Raw genomic sequence first — 20,315 nt, 5'->3', positions numbered from 1 at the left:
ACTCGTGAAGCAGGGAGTAGTTCCGTGCTTCTTTTTGGAAAGCAATGGGGACGGTTCTCTGCTTCCAACAAAAGGAAGCAGAGAACCGTCCCCATACTTCTGCATAATTATGAATTGCTTTATCAGGGAAACATCAGGAATTTACTGCAATAGTTTTGCTTTCTTTACGTTCCTTCGCATATTCAGCTGTAGCAGTAAATAGAACGTCAGATGATGAATTAAGTGCTGTTTCACAAGAGTCCTGTAACACCCCAATAATGAAACCAACCCCAACGACCTGCATAGCAATATCATTAGAAATTCCAAATAAGCTACATGCAAGCGGGATTAGTAAAAGCGATCCCCCGGCAACACCTGATGCACCTGCTGCGGAAATAGCTGAGAGGAATGATAGAATTACTGCAGAACCTATATCCACATGAATCCCAAGTGTGTTAGCTGCCGAAAGTGTCAAAACAGAAATAGTAACAGCAGCTCCTGCCATATTAATGGTAGCACCTAATGGAATCGATACGGAATATGTATCCTTATCTAAATTAAGTTTTTCACATAAGCTCATATTAACTGGTATATTCGCCGCTGAGCTACGAGTAAAGAACGCGGTAATCCCACTATCCTTTAAGCATTTAATGACAAGGGGATATGGATTTCTACCAATATTGATAAATACAATGATTGGATTTACCACAAGGGCTACAAATAACATACATCCGATTAGAAGAATAAGTAATTTTCCGTAGCTGACTAGGGATGAAAGACCATTTGTTACGATAGTATCAAAAACAAGACCCATGATTCCGATTGGAGCCAAATTTATTACCCATTTTACTAATTGTGATATAGCATTCGAAAAATTATTTAGCATGGTTTTAGTCGAGTCAGAGGCATTTTTTAATGCAATTCCAAGAAGTACAGCCCATGTTAAGATTCCAATATAGTTGGCATTAATTAAAGCATTCACTGGATTATCAACAATGTTAAAGAGTAGGGTTTTTAGTACTTCAATGATACCCCCTGGAGGAGTTAAGTCTTTAGCTCCAGTTGTAAGGGATAAGGTTACTGGAAAAATAAAGCTTGCAACCACTGCTACAAATCCTGCAAGGAAGGTGCTTATTCCATATAGGCCTAAAATTGATTTCATGTTTGTTTGTTGCCCACTCTTGTGCTGAGAAATGGCAGACATAACTAAGAAAAGAACTAATATTGGTGCTACCGCCTTTAATGCACCGACAAATAAGGAGCCGAAAATAGTTACCCATTTAGTGGCATCAGGAATAGTTAAAGCAAGAAGGATACCAATAACCATACCCACTAGTATTCGTTTGACAAGGCTTATCTCGTTCCATTTAAGAATAATATTTTTCATTTATTGACCTCCGTTTTTTATTATTGGTTTGATAGAAATAATGTAACATACTCACCTCTAATGAGTTTGTTTTTAGTTATAATGATTGATAGTTTAACATGAATTTTGGGAATTGTGAATTATTTTAAAATAAAGAATTTATTATTTTTAAATATTTGTTAAATTTTTATGACTGCTTTGTTGTAATGATAATTTAGGAATTAAGTACCCGCTTTAGTACCTAATTGACCAACCTTTAATATCTGAATGGCTCTATTAAAAAAAATAAACCCAATTTCTAGCAAAAAAACCAGCTCGCCTTTTCTAAGACTAGTTGGTTTCGTATATTTCAAATCATGAATTTTTATTTATTATCCGTCGAATCAATATTTCTAGAATGATAAAAAATAGTTTTATTTGGCTGTCAGAGAATATTCATACCCCTACCAGAATTCATGCATACCTTGGGCATATTGTACGTCAAGCTGTTGGCGAAAGGTAATGAATGCTAATTTTTCAGCATCAGTTGGATTAGAGATAAAACTGGTTTCAACAATTCCCGCCGGCATGTGGGTGTACTTTAAGACGTAGTAGTTAGCTTCTCTTACCCCTTTTAGGGAATAGCTATTGTTAGGAGTAAACCATTCATTCATCTCCGTTTTTTTTCATTTCATCCCCCAAAAAAATAAAGAAATAATCAACAATAAAATTATTATTCCATTAAATTTCATGGTATTCATAAATGGATGGTCATATCGATGTAAGTGGACAAAAAAATGTCTACTTACCCTCTAAAAAGGGAGAAAGTATAATCTTTGTAAGGATTTGTTAATCAGGGGGATTGTTATGGTAAACTATCGAAATGTATTGAATCTACTTTTAATTACTTTTTTGTCATTGGCTATTATTTTGATTCAATTTGCAGCTTTTAAGCCAATATTTGCAAAGGCAAATAGTAATAAAGAAACCGAAGTGATTAAAAATGAAAAAGGTCAAGCTGAAGGGATTTTTGGTAATCTTGGGAAAGTACAAAGTAGACAAAGTTTAGACAAAGCCTTCGAGGGTCTTGAAAAGGTAAAAGATTTCTATGGCATAGAACAAATTGAAGGAGGTTTTTGTTTAACAGAGGTCAATATAGACCAATTTGGAACAATGCACATTAAGTTAGACCGCATGTTAAATGGCATAAAGGTAATGGATCAACAGATGATTCTACATTTTCGTTCGAACGAGTTTTTAGGTGTAAATGGTTTTTATACAAAACTCACCGCAAATTTATTGCCAAATCAGGCTTCGATTTCTAAAAGACAGGCGATAATAAATGCCTTAGAATCAACAGGATTTTATGGGAGCCCAACGAAAGAACCAACCGGTGAGCTTGTATATTTTGTAGATGGAAATCGTGCTATTTTAGCCTATGTGGTGAGATTTTCTTATTCTAATTCCTATCAACCGGGGAACTGGACATTTGTAGTCAATGCTAAAGATGGAACTATTTTAGATTCTTTTAATAATATCGAGTCAGTAATGGGGAGTGGAAAAGGAGTCTTAGGTGGTATAAAACAAATTAATACAACTTTAAAAAAGGATGGATATTATTTAATTGATGAACTAAGAAGAATTGAGACATATTCTTTTAATAATAAGACTTCATTCCTTTCATACATCAAGGATCCAGATAATCTCTTTTTCTCCGAAAAACAGAAGATAGCTGTGGATGCCCATTATCATACAAGTCTAGTGTATGATTATCTTCTAACAAATTTAAATTGGAAATCCTGGAATAATAAAGATTCTTTAATGATTTCAAGTGTTGATTATAGTCAAAAATATAATAATGCTTTTTGGGATGGGGAACGGGTTGTATTTGGTAATGGAGACGGAGTAAACTTTTTACCGTTTTCAGCTAGTTTGGACATTGTTGCGCATGAATGGGCACATGGGATTGTACAGTCAACATCTAATCTTCGCTACAAAGGGCAATCTGGAGCATTGGCTGAATCCTTCGCAGATACTCTTGCGGTTGCAATTGAAGATAAAAATTGGTTAATTGGTGAAGATATTTATACACCATCCATTCCAGATGATGCTTTAAGTTCTTTGCAAAATCCTGAATTTTATGGCCAACCGAATCATATGTCCAATTATGTAAATACGACGATGGATAATGCAGGGGTTCATACAAATTCTGGAATTCCGAATAAGGCGTTTTATCTCTTTGCTTCTAAGATAGGTTCAAAAAATGTAGCAGAAAAAATTTGGTTCATTGCGAATAGATATTACTTTACAACAACCACTGATTTCACTGGGGCAAGGTTAGGAACCTTGCAGGCTTGTGCAGACTTATATGGAAAGACATCAGATAAATATAGGGACTTACAAAAAGCTTGGGATTCAGTAGGAATAAAGTAAAAGTTGATTTGAAATGAAATCCAATCCCATAGACTTTGGTTCCTTAATTTTCAGAAAAACAATATTTTCTTATTTTTCGAATTTTTACTTGCTCTTTTATAAAATTACCACTATAATCTCAAGTTTGACACTTAAAACCGCCAAAACCATTGGTAAGTCAATGTTTTTGGCGGTTTTTTTATAGATAAAACTGCGTACTATTTTACCTTTTTTGTTTGTTTTAAAATTTTTTTCATCTCTTTTTGGGTTACAATTTCAAAATCAGTTCTGAAGCCAAAGGCATCGTGTAAAGCATCTGTAACCTTTGTTCGAGTATATGTAGGTATGTATCCTTCCCCATCTGTCTCCAACATTTTCATCTCTTTCAACGTGTTGATTAATTCATGACATGTGAATTGCTCATCTAATTTTTTCTCTAAAATACGATAAATCAATAGAGATAGGAAGCAGGTTAGAAAGTGTGCCTTTATTTGGGTGTCCTTTTGTAAATATACAGGCCGAGATCGAAATTCACTTTTTAATATACGAAACGTCTCTTCAATCTCCCATCTTCCATGATTAATTTTGATGATTTCCTCAACAGTAGACTCTAGATTTGTACATACTGCATAAAATCCATCATACATTTTTTCATTATCAATCTGTTCTTGATTTAGGATTGCTTGAGTTTTGTTGGCAATTTCGCCATTGTTTGTAACATGTGTTGCCTTAATGAACCTTTTAGGATCATTTTGATGGGGTTTATTTAATGAGTTCGGATTTTCCATTTTCTTAATCGCTCTCTCGACTTGATTATCTCGAATGGACGATTGGTATCGCTCATAAACAGGGGAATAGGTAACAATTAATTTCTGTTCCAAATCATTTTCTTTTATCCATCGCTCTTTGTAATACATTCGTTCGTCATTTTCGAGCTTTCGAATATCATCCAAGTTTACTTCTTGATTACTCCCAGATATTCGCCATCCTTTGGAATCTAATGCCCACTCCTTGAGAAATTTCTTAAGCTTTTTAATGGATTGTGTCGTCACAAAGGCACGTTTTCCTCGGGTATTATATAACCGATTACTGTTAGAGGAGAGACCGGCATCTGTACATACAACAAATTTTGAAAGATGGAAGTCCTTCAGGATGCGACGTTCTAATGGTTTCAATGTTGTTTGTTCGTTTGTATTTCCGGGTGTCATACTAAAAGCCAAAGGAAGACCGGAACCATCCATGAATAGTCCCATTTGAACGATAGGATTGGGACGGTTTTCTTTTGAAACGCCATACTGCTTGATGCCTTCGGATTCTTCTATCTCAAAGAAAAAGTTTGTACAGTCATAATAGAGAATCTGCGTATTACGATTGACAACATTTAGGCTATTCTTATAAACCATCTCTTCAATATGGTCAGATTGCTCCGCAAGGACTCCTAATGCTCGATAGATTTGATGTGACCGAAAATGAGAAGGCTCAAGTAAATCTTTTGCATGTTCGAATGTTCCTTTTTTGGATGTGGGGTGTAGAACCCGCAAAAAAAGAAGACGTGAAAGAATTTCATTAAGATCATAATCAAAATCATATTTTTGGGAAATCCGCTGACAAACTGTATCTAATTTTAACTCGTGATAAATCGTTTGCAGAAAAAGATACCCTATATTGAATTGCCTCTGTTTATCCAACGCAATCTGTTTCAATGGGCTAAATTTGACAATCACTTTTTGGCTACTTTCTTTTTCCTTTTGAGTTAATTCCATGGCATATTCTTTTGCCCACGTATATGGATCTACACCAGGATGTTTTTCTAGAATGTCATCATCATTTCCCAAAGCTTCAACGACCTTAGAAGATTTTTTTCCGTTTCGGTACACGTCTTTAATAATTGAATAAGAGGTTGAATTTTTAGAAACACTTTTTTTGACACGCATAAATATCCCCACCGTACATGAAATATACTCTAATTGTACCATTGTACGGATTAGTACGCAATATTTACGTGTATTATTTGACAAAAAAATATAAGCCTACGTAGGCTTACAGTCACTTTTTATTTGAATTAGGTGTAAAACTCCCGGAATAAAGTAAAAGTTGATTTGAAATGAAATCCAATCCCATAGACTTTGGTTCCTTAATTTTCAGAAAAACAATATTTTCTTATTTTTCGAATTTTTACTTGCTCTTTTATAAAATTACCACTATAATCAATTTTAAATTAATTATTGTTTTCAATCTAAAGACGATGAAGAGAAAAAGTAGGATTAGATGATTTTACACAGAGAGCTTCGGTAGCTGAAAAGAAGCAAAAATACTGATCTGAACAATGGCCTCTGAGTTTCGTGCTGAAAGTATCAATAGATATGAGTAGGTTCCGACGAGATTTGGTACTCGTTATCAATACCACAGTATTTTAGGCTAATTAGATGCCCAGTACTTGTTGAGGCTGCTTTTGTGTAAGCAAGCAGTAAAGTAAGGTGGTACCACGTGATATAAACCACGTCCTTATCCTATTGGATAAAGACGTGGTTTTTTGTTTATGTGCAATTAGTCAATTACTGAAATCAAATACATCAAGCTGAATGGAGGAGAGAACATGAGCAAGTTTTTAGTATTACAGACGGATTTCGGTACGAGTGATGGGGCTGTCAGTGCGATGTACGGTGTAGCATTATCGGTCGATCCAACTCTACGAATCTTTGACCTAACCCATGACATACCTGAATATAATATTTGGGAAGGAGCATATCGTTTATATCAGACGATTTCCTATTGGCCAGAGGGAACTGTATTTGTCTCTGTCGTTGACCCTGGTGTAGGTTCTGAGAGAAGAAGCATTGTGATAAAAACTTCAACCAATCATTTTATCGTGACTCCTGACAATGGAACTCTTACACAGATTAAGAAGCATATTGGAATTGTGGAGGCAAGAATCATAGATGAAAATGTGAACCGCCTTCCGTATTCTGGAGAATCCTATACCTTTCACGGACGTGATGTATATGCTTTTACTGGTGCAAGACTAGCATCGGGGGTGATTACCTATGACCAGGTAGGTCCTAATGTGTCAGTTGACTCTGTTTGTGAGCTTCCTGTAGTGGAGGCAGGAATTCATAGCGGAAAATTAACAGGAACCATTGATATTCTGGACGTTCGTTTTGGAAACCTTTGGACGAATATTGATCGAGAGCTTTTTAAGGAGTTACAGGTTGAATATGGTGATTCCTTTGATGTGACAATTGAAAATGATCGGCGTCAGGTTTATAAAAATATTATGACATTTGGAAGGTCCTTTGCAGATAGTCATTTAGGTGAACCGCTACTATATATCAATTCACTCGATAAAATAGGAGTAGCATTAAATCAAGGGTCTTTTTCAAAAGCCTATCATGTCCAGTCAGGTATTAATTGGAAAATAACTATACGCAAGGTACCAAAAATCATCTATAATTAATATAGTTAGAAAATTTAAAAAAGGGGTAATGTAAAAATGAAAAATAATCAGTTATCAATAAAAACAATAGTTGCCATAGGGATTGGAGCGGCAGTGTTTATTATTCTAGCAAAATTTGTTTCCATCCCATCACCTGTTCCTAATACATCCATTCAAACATCCTACGCATTTTTAGCCTTAATGGCTGTTGTCTTTGGTCCTATTGCAGGTGGTTTAATTGGATTGATAGGTCATGCTCTTAATGATGCGATATCCTACGGTTCTGTTTGGTGGAGCTGGGTTGTTGTATCTATGATTGTTGGGTTTCTTATTGGATTAGTTGCAAAGAAAATTGATATTGAATCAGGCAATTTTAATACAAAAAAGGTCATTACCTTTAATGTTGTTCAAGTAATCGCTCAGGCAATTGGTTGGTTCTTGATTGCTCCAGTGTTAGATATATTAATTTATGCTGAGCCAGCGAACAAAGTATTCGTCCAAGGGCTTTTTGCTGGGGTTTCTAATATGGTTACAGTAGGTGTCATTGGTACGATTTTATTGTTTGCCTATGCAAAAACACGCAGTCAAAGCAACAGCTTGCACAGAGAATTATAGCTTTTAGACTAGCATGACTAAATCATTTTACACAGAACTACTAGGAGAACTCTATGAAAAAACCAGTCATTGAATTTCAAAACTATAGCTTTAAATATCGTAGCCAGGCGCAACCTACTCTTCAGGATTTAAATCTAACCATCTATGAAGGAGAAAAGATATTAATTGTCGGGCCTTCTGGTTCTGGTAAAAGTACCATTGGACATTGTATTAATGGACTTGTTCCTTTTTCTTATAAAGGTGAAGTGACTGGAAGCCTTAAGATTATGGAGAAAGAAGCAGAGGGCTTAGACATTTTTTCAAGATCCAAGATGGTTGGCACTGTTTTACAGGATCCCGATGGGCAATTTATCGGGCTGACTGTAGGAGAGGATATTGCCTTTGCCTTGGAAAATGATTGTGTGGAACAAAATACAATGATTGACCTCGTTGATGAGGCAGCCAAAATGGTCGATATGGATGAGCATTTGCCATCGTCTATTCATCACTTATCTGGAGGACAGAGACAAAGAGTTTCAATTGCAGGTGTGATGGTAGATAAGGTAGACATTCTTTTATTTGATGAACCACTAGCTAATCTTGATCCTGCAACAGGGGTACATGCGATTGACTTAATTGACAGAATCCACAATGAAACAAATATAACCATTATAATCATCGAGCACCGCTTAGAAGATGTGCTACATTGCCCTGTTGATCGAATTATTGTTGTAGATGATGGTCGCATTGTTGGGGATATGAGCCCTGACAAGCTATTATCTAGTCCAATATTAGAAAAAAGTCATATACGAGAGCCATTATATGTAAAAGCGGTCAAATATGCTGGATGTGAACTGACGGAGGATATGAAACCCGCCCATCTTCACTCTTTTAAAGTTGAAAGCTGTAAAGATAGATTGTCAGATTGGTCTGAATCCACTCCTCCTATCGTCCCAAGAGAAAAAACCTCTCCAATTTTGGAGATGAAGAACATTTCCTTTGGATATTACCCAGGTCAGAAAATCATTCATGGAGTATCCTTTTGTGTTGAAAAAGGTGAAATGATAAGTATTGTAGGGAAAAATGGAGCAGGGAAATCGACTCTCTCTAAGCTGATATGTGGCTTTGAACGGCCTAGTTCAGGTGAGATATTTTTTGCAGGAAAAAATATTACTGGAGAGACGATAAAGGAAAGAGCTCTTCGAATTGGTATGGTTATGCAAAATCCCAATCATATGATATCAAAGCACATGATTTTTGATGAGGTTGCTTTAGGCCTTGTGATTAGAGGAGTCCCAGAGGATGAAGTTAAGAAGCGTGTGGAAGAAACCCTTAAGGTATGTGGTCTATATCCGTTTCGAAATTGGCCAATATCCGCATTAAGCTTCGGTCAAAAGAAGAGGGTAACCATTGCGTCGATATTAGTGTTAGAGCCTGAGATGATCATTCTTGATGAGCCAACCGCTGGACAAGACTTGCGCCATTATACAGAAATTATGGAGTTTTTAGTGGATTTAAATCGTCAAGGAATGACCATTTTGATGATTACTCATGATATGCACTTAATGCTAGAATATACGCCACGGGCTATTGTCATCGAAGGTGGTAGAAAGATTGCCGATGATTCTGCGACAATCATTCTAACAGACTCAAGAGTTATTAACCAAGCAAACTTAAAGGAAACTTCTCTTTTTGAATTAGCAAAACGAGCAGAAATTGGTGATCCAAAAGAGTTTGTAGGACGTTTTATCTCGTATGATAAGGAGGCCAGAAGAAAATGGCAGTAGAGATGTTATCGTATATTGACAGAAAATCTCCTGTTCATCAATTAACTGGTGTGACAAAGCTTATTTGCTTTATCATCTGGTCTTCTGCCGCCATGCTTACGTATGATACGCGCATTCTCGCTTTTTTATTTGTCTTAAGTATAGGGATTTTTATTCTCTCGAAAATCAAATTAAGGGAAATTTCATTTGTCTTAATTTTTATTTTAGTGTTCTTGTTGATTAATAATATGGCCATCTACGTTTTCTCCCCACAAGAGGGTGTGAAAATCTATGGAACAAGCCACATTTTGTTTGAGATATCAGGAAGATACAATCTCACCTGGGAGCAAATTTTTTACCAAACCAATATTACATTAAAATATTTTACCGTTATCCCAGTTGCGTTACTCTTTATCGTAACAACAAACCCAAGTGAATTTGCCGCATCATTGAACAAAATCGGAGTGAGTTATCGTATAGCATATGCAGTTGCTCTTGCCCTACGTTATATCCCCGATGTTCAACGGGATTTTCGGAATATTGCTTTATCCCAGCAAGCCCGTGGAATCGACATGTCATCAAAAGAAAAACTACCAAAGCGGATAAAGAATGCTGCGTCCATTATCATCCCACTAATTCTTTCAAGCTTAGATAAGATTGAGCTAATTAGCAACGCGATGGAGCTGCGTGGATTTGGAAAAAATAAAAAAAGAACATGGTATAGCGCACGTCCGTTCAAAACAGGAGACTATACAACTCTAATATTATTTGGACTTTTCTTCGTTATCACCATGGTAGTTACCTATTATGATGGGAATCGATTTTATAATCCATTTGAATAAATAATAAGGAATATCTTGTCATAGGAAGCTGAGAGCTCGTTATAGAATTTGGACTATAGGATCCTTTGATTTTCAGAATCGTATTTAAGAAGGGAAAATTACCAATTCACCTATCATTTTAAGTTATTACCTCATTCTGAAAAGCTATTACCATTAAAGCAGTTTGGTAGTTATTATTGATTTAAGGTTTATAAAAATCGTGAGGTGAAGATTTGATGAATATTTTGAGTTTCTTCGACTATCATACGTGGGCGACAGAAAAGTTGTTGAATCATCTAGACGAATTACCTAAGGAATTGTTTTCAAAAGAAATTGACAGCGTCTTTCATTCAATAAAAGAGACGTTTGAACATATCTATACGATTGATCGACTTTGGTTAGATAGGCTTCAGGGCAACAATTTGACAATGAAGAAGGTTGAATTTTTATGTATTGAGGAAGCAAAAGAAGAATTTAAGTATCTCCATAGTCACCTGAAAAGATATTTAGAAGAATCTGACATAGGAGATGTGGCTGTATATAATAATTCAACAGGAAAGAAATTTGAAAATAAGATAGAAGATTGTTTTATCCATATCATCAATCATGGAACCTATCATAGAGGGAATATAACTGCAATGATTCGCTCTTTAGGTTACAAGAGTATATCCACAGATTATATTTTCTATTTACGTTCGAAGGATCAATATTAAAGATTAGTTTAAGAGGTTTTCCCCATAACATCCAAGCATCATATGGGGAAACCTCTTATTTTAATGAACAAATTCCTTTGAGAATAAGATGATTTCTTTTGCAATTCTTTTTAAATGAGGCTTGTAGAGAAAATCAATTGTTCTTCCGAAATTCTTATCGTTTAACCTCTTGACTAATACTTCAGAATGTTGAATTTGACTTGAAACCATGTTTGGAAGTATGGTAGGTCCAATTTTGTAACTTACAAATAGTAGCAATTTCAATTTTTACAAATTTTACAGTGCTAGCTTTGCAACATTATCCGGAAGAAAGGAAGAAGCTTGAAGCGAGGGATGACAAATATGTACAGATGTTTGTGCAGGAAGCCAGATGGTATTATCCATTTTTTCCGTTTGTTGAAGCCTTTGTAAAAAAAGAATTCACCTGGAATAGCTTTAAGTTTGAAGAAAATACGTAGGGTTCAATCAAAGTAAACTAGGAAGTCCATTTTCTTATTAAGACCTAACTCATTGGGAATAACTAAGATAAACAAATAGGGTGGTGAAAAAGTGGCGAAAAATAAGAAGAACAAAAATAATAATGCTCTACCAAAAGCAGATATAGAATTTGCTGAAGAAAGAGGAAACGGACTTGAAAAAGTTGCTTTAAGAGCTCAAAAAAAGCCAAAATAAGAAAATAAACTGAATGCTGTTCAAGGTCACTTTTACGATCATTGAGCAGCATTTAATTATTTTTCGGAATGTTTATATTGTAAAAAAATTTGTTGACGAGAGCAGTAATCTGTTATATATTAATTTTAATAATATTAAGTTGTTATATAACAGCATTAAAGGGGAAATGAATATGGAAATGTACCAAAAAGCATATGAGTATTATAAGGCTGCATGTGAAAATAATGGAGTCGAATCTTTGAGTATCTATCAATTTGTTAAGTATTTAACCAAAGAACAATTGAATGAATACAATAAATATGCCACATTATAAACTGGAAGTGATTCAAACGAAAACGAAAATAGAATGGAAACCTTAACCCTGCTTAGTTAATAAAAACTAGACAGGGTTTTTATTTTTGTTTATATGTAATAAATGAAGTTTTGCTCTGTGATTTTATAAAACCTTTCATTTATTTCATGATTAGTTCAAATTTTATCTTGATTATGTGTGGTACACTGTAACAATAGAAAAATTTAGTCACAGCAACCTTGGTAGGAGTGAAGAACTTGAAAACTTTAGTTGTATCAGATATGGATGGAACTTTGCTGAATGATCAACATGACATAAGTGACGTGAACTTGAAGGCAATTCATGAGTTAAAGGAACATCAAGGATTTTTTACTTTAGCTACAGGAAGAGAGGAAAGGTCCGTTAAGACCTATTTGGAGAAATTGGACATTCAAATTCCTATAATTGTATGTAATGGAGCGAAACTTTATGATCCTGTGACAAAGCAGGTCATATGGGAATCAACAATTACCCTTGCACAATCAGTTGTGAACGAGCTAATAACAACATGCAAAAAACACGACCTTGGTTTCCTTTTTTACCAGGAAGGGCAAGTCTATACACCATACATGAATGAGAAGGTCTATAACATTTCCTTGCAGGATGGAGTATTCCCTAAAGTAGAAAAAATTGAACCCCTCACAAATAATCCTTTCACTAAAATAGTATTAATCGGTGAAAATTCTAAATTAAATCAATTAAAAAGTCGTCTGATAGACATGGATTCTGAGCTGAATCTAGTTTATTCCCAAGACGATGTTCTTGAATTGTTGCCACAAGGCATTTCAAAGGGTGTGGCAATGAATAAATTAATTGACATTCTTGGAATAGAGAAAACACACACAATCGCCATTGGTGATAATTTAAACGATTTGGACATGATTAACAATGCGAATGTAGGTGTTGCTGTTTCGAATGCTCATCCTACATTAATTCAAAAGGCAGATTATGTTGCAGGATTCAACCATCAGGATGCTGTAGCGGAAGTGATAAAGAAATTCGCAATAACAAGATAAGTCTTGTGTATGATGCATAATAACTATTCTAATAAACTTAATTGCCTGAAATTATCCGATTATATTGACTCACAAATTTAACCTTGTTAAGATTAACTCTATTAATTTAATAACGAAAAACCTTGTATAAGTTCAAGAATATGGCTTGAACGTCTCTACCAGGCTGCCGTAAATGGCCTGTCTACAAGGGGCAATATTGTAATTTATTATTGTCCTTTGCAGATCCTCCGGCAGCATGCTGGGGGATTTTTTTAATTTACTAGATTCGGAGGAACTACTACCATGAAGAATTACTTTCAATTTTCCGAACGGAACACTTCCTTTAAAAAGGAGACCATTGCGGGGATTACGACGTTTTTATCTATGGCTTACATTCTAGTTGTTAATCCAGTTATTTTAAGTCAGACAGGTATGGATAAAGGGGCATTATTTACGGCAACAGCATTATCTGCCATCATAGGCTCTCTTCTCATTGGACTAATTGCAAATTATCCCATTGGAATTGCCCCAAGCATGGGCATTAATGCCTTTTTTACCTTTACTGTTTGCATTGGAATGAACATCCCTTGGGAAACCGCATTAACTGGTGTATTTATTGCAGGAATTTTATTTTTTATTCTTAGCCTGTTAAAAATCCGTGAAAAAATTATCAATATCATTCCACAGGATCTGAAACATGCCATTGCTGGTGGAATTGGATTTTTTGTTGCATTTATTGGATTAAAAAATGCGGGACTAGTTATTTCAAACGAAGCTACTTTTGTAGCCATAGGAAACCTGAAATCGAGTACAACCTTACTTGCCGTTGTTGGTTTTATTATAACTATTATTTTATTAAATAGAGGAGTTAAGGGTGGAATCTTTTACGGGATGGTCATATCAACTGTGATAGGAGTGGTATTTGGAATTATTGATACCCCTAAAGCTATCGTAGGAAAAGTTCCGAGTCTTGAGCCTTCTTTTGGTGTTGCTTTAAGTCATTTGGATGATCTTCTATCTCCAAAACTGCTGGCCGTTGTGTTTACCTTTTTGTTCGTGGCTTTCTTTGATACAGCTGGTGCATTAATTGCCGTTGCAAGTCAAGCCGGGTTAATGAAAAATAATGAGATCCCTAATGCAGGAAGAGCACTACTTGCTGATTCGATGTCAACGATTGTAGGGTCTATTTTAGGTACATCGACGACTGCATCATTTGTTGAGTCTTCAGCTGGAATTGCTGTTGGAGGGAGAACTGGTTTTACATCGATTATTATTGCAGCTTGTTTTACAGTATCGTTGTTTTTCGCACCTGTCTTATCAATTGTCACTCCTGAGGTAACGGCACCAGCTCTAATTATCGTTGGAGCCCTGATGGCAACTGAAATTAGCAAGATTTCTTGGAGCAATTTTGCCATTGTCATCCCATGCTTTGTAACGATTATTATGATGCCATTGACCTACAGTGTGGCAACAGGAATTGCCCTTGGATTTATTCTTTATCCAATCAGTATGATTGCAATGAATAAAATGAGGGAAGTCCACCCAATCATGTATGTTCTTTGTTTAACCTTTATTGGTTACTTTGTGTATGTTATTTAATAAAAAGGGAGCTCGAGCTAATTAGCTTTTGAGCTCCCTTATTTAGTTTCTATAAGGCTATTTATCTATTCAAACTGTCAAAAAAACTTAAAGTTTTAGTTCATTAATCGTATTGCTGTTCAATATTAAATTATCATAAACTATTATTAATTGGTCATAATTAGGCATTTTCCCTTTTATTATTGAGGAAGGTCTTTAATGATCAAAAACCTTAGGGGGATATATAATGAAAAATGGTTTTTGGTTTAAAATTTTGATTACTCTTGCCTTAATTTTAAGTTTTCTCTCTCCAGTTGTAACTGATACCGAAGCAGCTACCACCTATTCTGGGTTTGTAAAAGTGAGCAGTACAAGTATAAAGGAGAAGGCCTCTTCGAAGTCAAAAACGGTTGGTACCCTTAAAAAAGGGAGCATTGTTAATGTTTATGCAAAAACAAAAAGTGGTTGGTCAGAAGTATATTTTAAAAATAAGAAGGCCTTCGTAGCTACAAAACATTTAAAAATAACAAAGAAAATTTCCTTCTTATTGGATAAAACAAAGGTATATACATACGAGGATTCAGAAGGAGCTACTCTTAGTCTAAAATATTCACATGCAAAATCCGGTTGGAATGTATGGAAAACTAGGGATGGAAAGGTAGTTGTATTGACCGAAAGAGAAACTAAGGCTGCTTTAGAAGAAAAGGAAGGAAATCAAGCTTTGGAGAGATTGAGCTATCCTTTGTATGTAGGGAAAAAGGTAACTTATAAAAATGAAACTACAAGGATTACCTCACTTACAAAAACGGTGAAAACAACAGCTGGTACCTTTAAAAACTGTATTGAACTACAGCAATTAAAATCAGGAGATACCTCCTATTATGCACCTGGAGTTGGATTAGTTTTAGTAAAGCATGGTAAAACAGTTGAGCTTCAGTTAGCTCAGAAAAAGACTGAAAAAGAAATCATTGTGGATGAGAAGGAAATTGAGAAGTTAATTACTCGAAATACAAAGAACTCTGAACTAGAGAATATTAACGCTTATATGCAGGACATTACAAAATCCCAACGTAATAATCCGGCAGTGGTTGCGAAACTTAAGGGAATATTTAATCACTATGATTTAAAGTATGAAATCATGGATATAAAATTTTTAAGTATGACAAATAAGGAAGTTATTATAGAAGTAAAAACCAAAATTAATGCTACCTACGTTGAGCAGGGCTATGAATATAGAAATAACATTAATACTGCTCTCCACTCTATCATAAAAGAAGATGGGAAATTTGTGATTCAACAATCTGGAATTTCTGATGTAGAATATATAAATTAGCTCGAAGGATAGAATTGATAAACTTGCTATAAATGTAAAAGCTTTACTATCGATAATGTGAAAAAGAGTTAATCGCTTTCAACGGTTAACTCTTTTTGTCAGGTCATTTTAAAGATTAATTATTTATCCACTTGAGTATGTTAAAAGTGACAAAAACATAAATGAAAATGAAAAGGGGTCTATACCAGATGAAAACTAATGTGAAATTTGATTTTCATACACATCATGATCGTTGTGGACATGCCCGAGGAAAAATTCGCGATTATATTGAAGCAGCCATAGATAAGGGAATGGATATGATTGGTATATCAGATCACTCACCTTATTTTTCAAGTGAGGAGGATCATCCTTTTCCCCATATAGCCATGAGCAAGAGTCAATTTCCAGTATACATATCCGAGGTACTGCAATTTAAGCAAGAATATCAGCAAAAGATTGATGTTCTACTTGGAGTGGAATCTGACTTTTTTCCTGAGCAGGTAGAGGTGTATCGTCAATATTATGACCGGTATCCTTTCGATTATATTATCGGATCTGTTCATCATGTTGATGGAATTGGCATATTTAAAAAGGGGCGATGGGAAGGCCTAACAAATGAACAAAAAGTTAAAACGAAGGAAAACTACTACCATTTAATCGAACAATCCGCTCGAAGTGGGATGTTCCAGATTTTAGGTCATATAGATGCAATGAAGGGGTATTATCCTTCCTTCTCGTCCATTCAAACAGAGGCCATTGAAAAAACGTTGAAAGTTATTGGAGAATACGACATATCGATAGAAGTAAATACCTCTGGAAAGACTAAGGATAGTGGTGGCTGGTATCCTGCAGATGAAATCCTCGAGCTGGCAAAACATTATGGAGTTCATATCACTTTCGGTTCCGATGCCCATGATCCAGAACGTGTGGGCGATGATTTTGAACTTGTAAAACAAAAGATTAAAGAAATCGGTTTTAAGGAATGGGCTTATTTTAAGGAGAAAAAGAGGTATTTTGCACCTTTATGAGTTGTGGAAGGTTTAAAAGACATGTCTTTGTATATTAAATTGAACAAATATTAGTGGAATTTCATAAAAAGAGGATACTTTTAATGGGAAAAGTAGTGAAATCAAGGAGGAAATATAGGCCCAATTATTAATTGGGGCGCTTTGGACCGATGAGGGAATGAGAAAACAATCATTTGATTATGCTTTTCCGCGATTATTTTCATATATCCGCGATAAATCAGATATATCCGCGATTATTCTCATATATCCGCGATAAATCAAATTTATCCGCGATTATCTAATTATATCCGCGATAGCCACCAAATCACTCACTTCATATTTGAAGAAGACAAAAGCTAAAAAAGGAGATACGATGACAAAGGAAATTGGATGGAACTTGGACAATAGTTATGCACGTTTACCGGAAACATTTTTCTCAAGTCAAGGGTTAAACCCTGTCAAATCACCCAAATTAATCATAGCCAATGAATCGCTGGCAACCTCATTAGGATTAAATAGTCAGGAATTAAAAAGTGAGGATAGTATCAATGTATTTGCAGGAAACAAGGCTCCTGAAGGAACAACGCCAATCGCTCAAGCCTATGCCGGACATCAATTTGGTCATTTTACAAAGCTTGGAGATGGCCGGGCAATTTTGCTTGGGGAACAAATAACCCCTTCAGGTGAAAGGTTTGATATTCAGTTAAAAGGTTCAGGTAGAACGCCTTATTCCAGAGGTGGGGATGGTCGGGCTGCTCTTGGACCAATGCTAAGAGAGTACATTATTAGTGAAGCAATGTACGCCCTTGGGATTCCTACGACACGAAGCTTGGCTGTGGTAACAACCGGAGAATCTATTAATCGCGAGACGAAGCTGCCTGGTGCCATACTTACCCGTGTTGCGGCAAGTCATTTACGTGTAGGTACCTTTGAATATATAGCTTACTTCGGTACAAAAGAGGAGCTTCAAATCCTTGCTGACTATACTATTAACCGACATTATCCAGAAATCAAGGATGACAAAGAGAAATATCTTTCCCTACTAAAGGAAGTCATAAAACGTCAGGCTTCGCTCGTAGCAAAATGGCAGCTGGTTGGTTTTATCCATGGGGTGATGAACACTGATAATATGACGATAAGTGGGGAAACGATTGATTATGGGCCATGTGCATTTATGGATGTTTACGATCCAGCAACTGTATTTAGCTCAATAGATAGGGATGGTCGCTATGCTTATGGGAATCAGCCGTCGATAGCTGGATGGAATCTCGCTAGATTTGCAGAAACTCTACTACCATTATTTCATGATAAAGAGGAGCAGGCTGTTGAAATAGCACAAGGAGCGATTTCTGATTTTCCTAAACTTTATAAGTCCAATTGGCTTGAAGGAATGAGAGCAAAGCTAGGAATATTTAACAGAGAGGAACAAGATGAGTCTTTAATTAATGATATACTTCATATGATGAAAGAGTATCGTGAAGACTATACGAACACCTTCCGAGCGTTAACCCTAGAGAGACACGAGGAGTCTAGTTTCTTTACAAAAGAGAAATTTACTAAGTGGTATGATCAGTGGCAGTCACGACTGAAGAGGCAGAAGGAATCAAAGGAATTTTCAGAAAGGCTGATGAAAAATAGCAATCCTGCAGTCATACCACGGAATCATCGGGTGGAAGAAGCCCTTGATGCTGCAGTACAACAAGGAGACTATCGTGTGATGGAGAAGCTACTTAATGTTCTTTCAACTCCATACGAATACTCACCAGAGCAAAAGGATTACTGCACACCGCCGCCTCCATCCAATCAACCATACCGAACCTTCTGTGGTACATGATAAATCGTAACAGAAAAAAATGAGGCCTTCCCAAAATTGTACTAAGGAAAGCCTCATTTTCATATTCCTGTTATTATTAATACCCAACCTCAACCGATGCAACGACTATGTACATCAAATCATTTTTGTCTCCTTTATCTTCTAAGACGATTCCACTAGTTGTCATCATTCCTCCATCCATAATCTCTACAGTTACTTGTCCATACGGTAAAGCTTCTTTTACCGAATCAATATCAAGGGTTTCTTTGTCACAAGGAACGGCAAGTTTTACATGAACCTTCATGTTATCTAAACTATTTCCAGGTAGTACGGAACGAATTCCAGGCATGGAATTATAATGGATGGCATTTTTTACTGCTCGAACAGCTGCCGTTGTAATGTTCTGCCCATGGACATCAATCCCCATTCCTGTTTCGATAAACATGATTTTTTCCATAACTGTTTCACTTTCCTTTCATTTTGTTAGTACCTACTATTTTATCTCTTTTTAGAAGAGCTTGGGATATATTTTCAGCAATCGAATATACAATTATAAAAGATTTCAAAAATAATGCTCATTTTTTCTCGTAATCGAAAAGGGATTATATATGTCAAGCTGTATGAGGTTGGACTATTACATTATATGACGAAAGCATGAACAAAAGATTAGTATTCATCAATGATATAGTCATTAGTTAATTACTAATTTTTGTATAAAAGCCATTAAAAAATTATAATTTTAATTGTAGTTCATACTATTTCAGGAGGTTAAAAAATGGGTAGACTAAATGGAAAAGTTGCGATTATTACTGGTGGAGCAAGAGGAATGGGGGCCTCCCATGTTCGAATGTTTGTTAATGAAGGCGCAAAGGTAGTATTTACTGATATTCTCGAACAAGAAGGACAAGCTTTAGCCAATGAGCTTGGAGAAAATGTGAAATTTATCAAACATGACGTGACAAAAGCAGCCGAATGGGAAACCGTTGTAACTGAAACTGAAAATACATTTGGACCAGTCAATGTGTTAGTAAACAATGCTGGTATTAGCTTGAATAAATCTATTGAAGAAATCACTGAAGAGGAATATAGAAGAATTATTGATATCAATCAGATTTCTGTCTTTTTGGGCATGAAAGCTGTTATCCCATCCATGAAAAAAAGCGAGGCTAGTTCTATAATAAATGTTTCATCTATTAACGGTCTTGTTGGTGGAGCGATAGGGTATACCGATTCAAAATTTGCAGTAAGGGGAATGACAAAGGCTGCAGCTCTAAACCTTGCTCACTACGGTATCCGAGTAAATTCTGTTCATCCTGGGGTCATTGAAACACCAATGATCATGCAAGAGGATTCAAAGGATGCGATTCAAGAGTTTGCAAAATTCATTCCAAATAGAAGAGTTGCAAAACCAGAAGAGGTATCAAATCTAGTATTATACTTAGCTTCTGACGAATCAAGTTATAGCACGGGTTCTGAATTCGTTGTAGACGGTGGGCTAACGGCTCAATAATATGTAGAAAAACTGGAGTCTTAAGAAAACTCCA

19 protein-coding genes, 1 riboswitch and 1 other annotated feature are annotated in these 20,315 nt (G+C 35.7%); of the genes, 15 read left to right on the top strand and 4 right to left on the bottom strand.

Annotated elements, in window-relative coordinates; all coding sequences use genetic code 11:
* Positions 1-133: 133 nt before the first annotated feature.
* The gene (gene sstT / locus BQ6100_RS09015; protein WP_075981347.1) at positions 134-1,366 is read right to left on the bottom strand and encodes a serine/threonine transporter SstT; all 1,233 of its coding nucleotides are present in this window, start codon (positions 1,364-1,366) and stop codon (positions 134-136) included.
* Positions 1,367-1,788: 422 nt separating this feature from the next.
* Positions 1,789-1,998 (bottom strand): N-acetylmuramoyl-L-alanine amidase family protein, encoded by a 210-nt coding sequence (locus BQ6100_RS09010; RefSeq protein WP_075981346.1) that lies wholly within the window; start codon positions 1,996-1,998, stop codon positions 1,789-1,791.
* Positions 1,999-2,191: 193 nt separating this feature from the next.
* Here BQ6100_RS09010 and BQ6100_RS09005 point away from each other — a divergent pair, with 193 nt between their 5' ends.
* A complete protein-coding gene (locus tag BQ6100_RS09005; RefSeq protein WP_075981345.1) occupies positions 2,192-3,757 on the top strand; it encodes a M4 family metallopeptidase in 1,566 nt (521 codons plus the stop codon).
* A gap of 197 nt (positions 3,758-3,954) precedes the next feature.
* Here the strand turns inward: BQ6100_RS09005 and BQ6100_RS09000 are convergent, their stop codons facing one another.
* Positions 3,955-5,670, bottom strand: coding sequence for an IS1634 family transposase (locus BQ6100_RS09000; protein ID WP_075981344.1), 1,716 nt, complete (start codon positions 5,668-5,670; stop codon positions 3,955-3,957).
* Positions 5,671-5,972: 302 nt separating this feature from the next.
* Positions 5,973-6,246: a binding site (T-box leader), on the top strand.
* Positions 6,247-6,332: 86 nt separating this feature from the next.
* Here BQ6100_RS09000 and BQ6100_RS08995 point away from each other — a divergent pair.
* From BQ6100_RS08995 to BQ6100_RS08950, 13 genes are all read left to right on the top strand, one after another.
* Positions 6,333-7,190, top strand: a complete 858-nt coding sequence (locus tag BQ6100_RS08995; RefSeq protein WP_075981343.1) for an SAM hydrolase/SAM-dependent halogenase family protein — start codon at positions 6,333-6,335, stop codon at positions 7,188-7,190.
* 36 nt (positions 7,191-7,226) lie between these two features.
* Entirely contained in the window at positions 7,227-7,784 is a 558-nt protein-coding gene (locus BQ6100_RS08990; protein ID WP_075981342.1) for an ECF-type riboflavin transporter substrate-binding protein, read from the top strand.
* A gap of 53 nt (positions 7,785-7,837) precedes the next feature.
* Positions 7,838-9,550, top strand: a complete 1,713-nt coding sequence (locus BQ6100_RS08985; RefSeq protein ID WP_075981341.1) for an ABC transporter ATP-binding protein — start codon at positions 7,838-7,840, stop codon at positions 9,548-9,550.
* A complete protein-coding gene (locus BQ6100_RS08980) occupies positions 9,541-10,371 on the top strand; it encodes an energy-coupling factor transporter transmembrane component T family protein (RefSeq protein ID WP_075981340.1) in 831 nt (276 codons plus the stop codon). The genes BQ6100_RS08985 and BQ6100_RS08980 overlap by 10 nt, the downstream gene beginning before the upstream one ends.
* Positions 10,372-10,586: 215 nt before the next feature.
* Positions 10,587-11,063, top strand: coding sequence for a DinB family protein (locus BQ6100_RS08975; RefSeq protein ID WP_075981339.1), 477 nt, complete (start codon positions 10,587-10,589; stop codon positions 11,061-11,063).
* 281 nt (positions 11,064-11,344) lie between these two features.
* The gene (locus BQ6100_RS20940; RefSeq protein ID WP_235816509.1) at positions 11,345-11,521 is read left to right on the top strand and encodes a hypothetical protein; all 177 of its coding nucleotides are present in this window, start codon (positions 11,345-11,347) and stop codon (positions 11,519-11,521) included.
* A 91-nt stretch (positions 11,522-11,612) separates the two neighbouring features.
* Complete coding sequence (locus BQ6100_RS21835) at positions 11,613-11,735, top strand: hypothetical protein (RefSeq protein ID WP_261798575.1); 123 nt, start codon at positions 11,613-11,615, stop codon at positions 11,733-11,735.
* 172 nt (positions 11,736-11,907) lie between these two features.
* Positions 11,908-12,048, top strand: coding sequence for a hypothetical protein (locus BQ6100_RS21440; RefSeq protein WP_173719822.1), 141 nt, complete (start codon positions 11,908-11,910; stop codon positions 12,046-12,048).
* Between the two features lie 236 nt (positions 12,049-12,284).
* Complete coding sequence (locus BQ6100_RS08970; RefSeq protein WP_075981338.1) at positions 12,285-13,082, top strand: Cof-type HAD-IIB family hydrolase; 798 nt, start codon at positions 12,285-12,287, stop codon at positions 13,080-13,082.
* A gap of 102 nt (positions 13,083-13,184) precedes the next feature.
* Positions 13,185-13,286, top strand: a riboswitch (purine riboswitch).
* A 78-nt stretch (positions 13,287-13,364) separates the two neighbouring features.
* On the top strand, positions 13,365-14,660 hold the full coding sequence (locus tag BQ6100_RS08965) for an NCS2 family permease (protein WP_075981337.1): 1,296 nt from the start codon (positions 13,365-13,367) through the stop codon (positions 14,658-14,660).
* 226 nt (positions 14,661-14,886) lie between these two features.
* Entirely contained in the window at positions 14,887-15,972 is a 1,086-nt protein-coding gene (locus BQ6100_RS08960; RefSeq protein ID WP_075981336.1) for an SH3 domain-containing protein, read from the top strand.
* A 188-nt stretch (positions 15,973-16,160) separates the two neighbouring features.
* Entirely contained in the window at positions 16,161-16,979 is an 819-nt protein-coding gene (locus BQ6100_RS08955; RefSeq protein ID WP_173719821.1) for a histidinol-phosphatase, read from the top strand.
* Between the two features lie 352 nt (positions 16,980-17,331).
* Positions 17,332-18,792 carry a protein adenylyltransferase SelO gene (locus tag BQ6100_RS08950; RefSeq protein WP_075981335.1) on the top strand — a complete coding sequence of 487 codons (1,461 nt, stop codon included), beginning with the start codon at positions 17,332-17,334 and terminating at the stop codon, positions 18,790-18,792.
* Positions 18,793-18,868: 76 nt separating this feature from the next.
* Here BQ6100_RS08950 and BQ6100_RS08945 read toward each other — a convergent pair whose 3' ends face one another.
* A complete protein-coding gene (locus BQ6100_RS08945; RefSeq protein ID WP_075981334.1) occupies positions 18,869-19,228 on the bottom strand; it encodes a Lin0512 family protein in 360 nt (119 codons plus the stop codon).
* 318 nt (positions 19,229-19,546) lie between these two features.
* Between BQ6100_RS08945 and BQ6100_RS08940 the strand changes: the two genes are divergently transcribed.
* Entirely contained in the window at positions 19,547-20,281 is a 735-nt protein-coding gene (locus tag BQ6100_RS08940; RefSeq protein ID WP_075981333.1) for a glucose 1-dehydrogenase, read from the top strand.
* Positions 20,282-20,315 lie beyond the last annotated feature (34 nt).

The organism is Bacillus massilinigeriensis, from assembly GCF_900117315.1.
Lineage (GTDB): Bacteria > Bacillota > Bacilli > Bacillales > Cytobacillaceae > Bacillus_BE > Bacillus_BE massilionigeriensis.
This window is presented reverse-complemented; position numbering and strand designations above follow the sequence as displayed.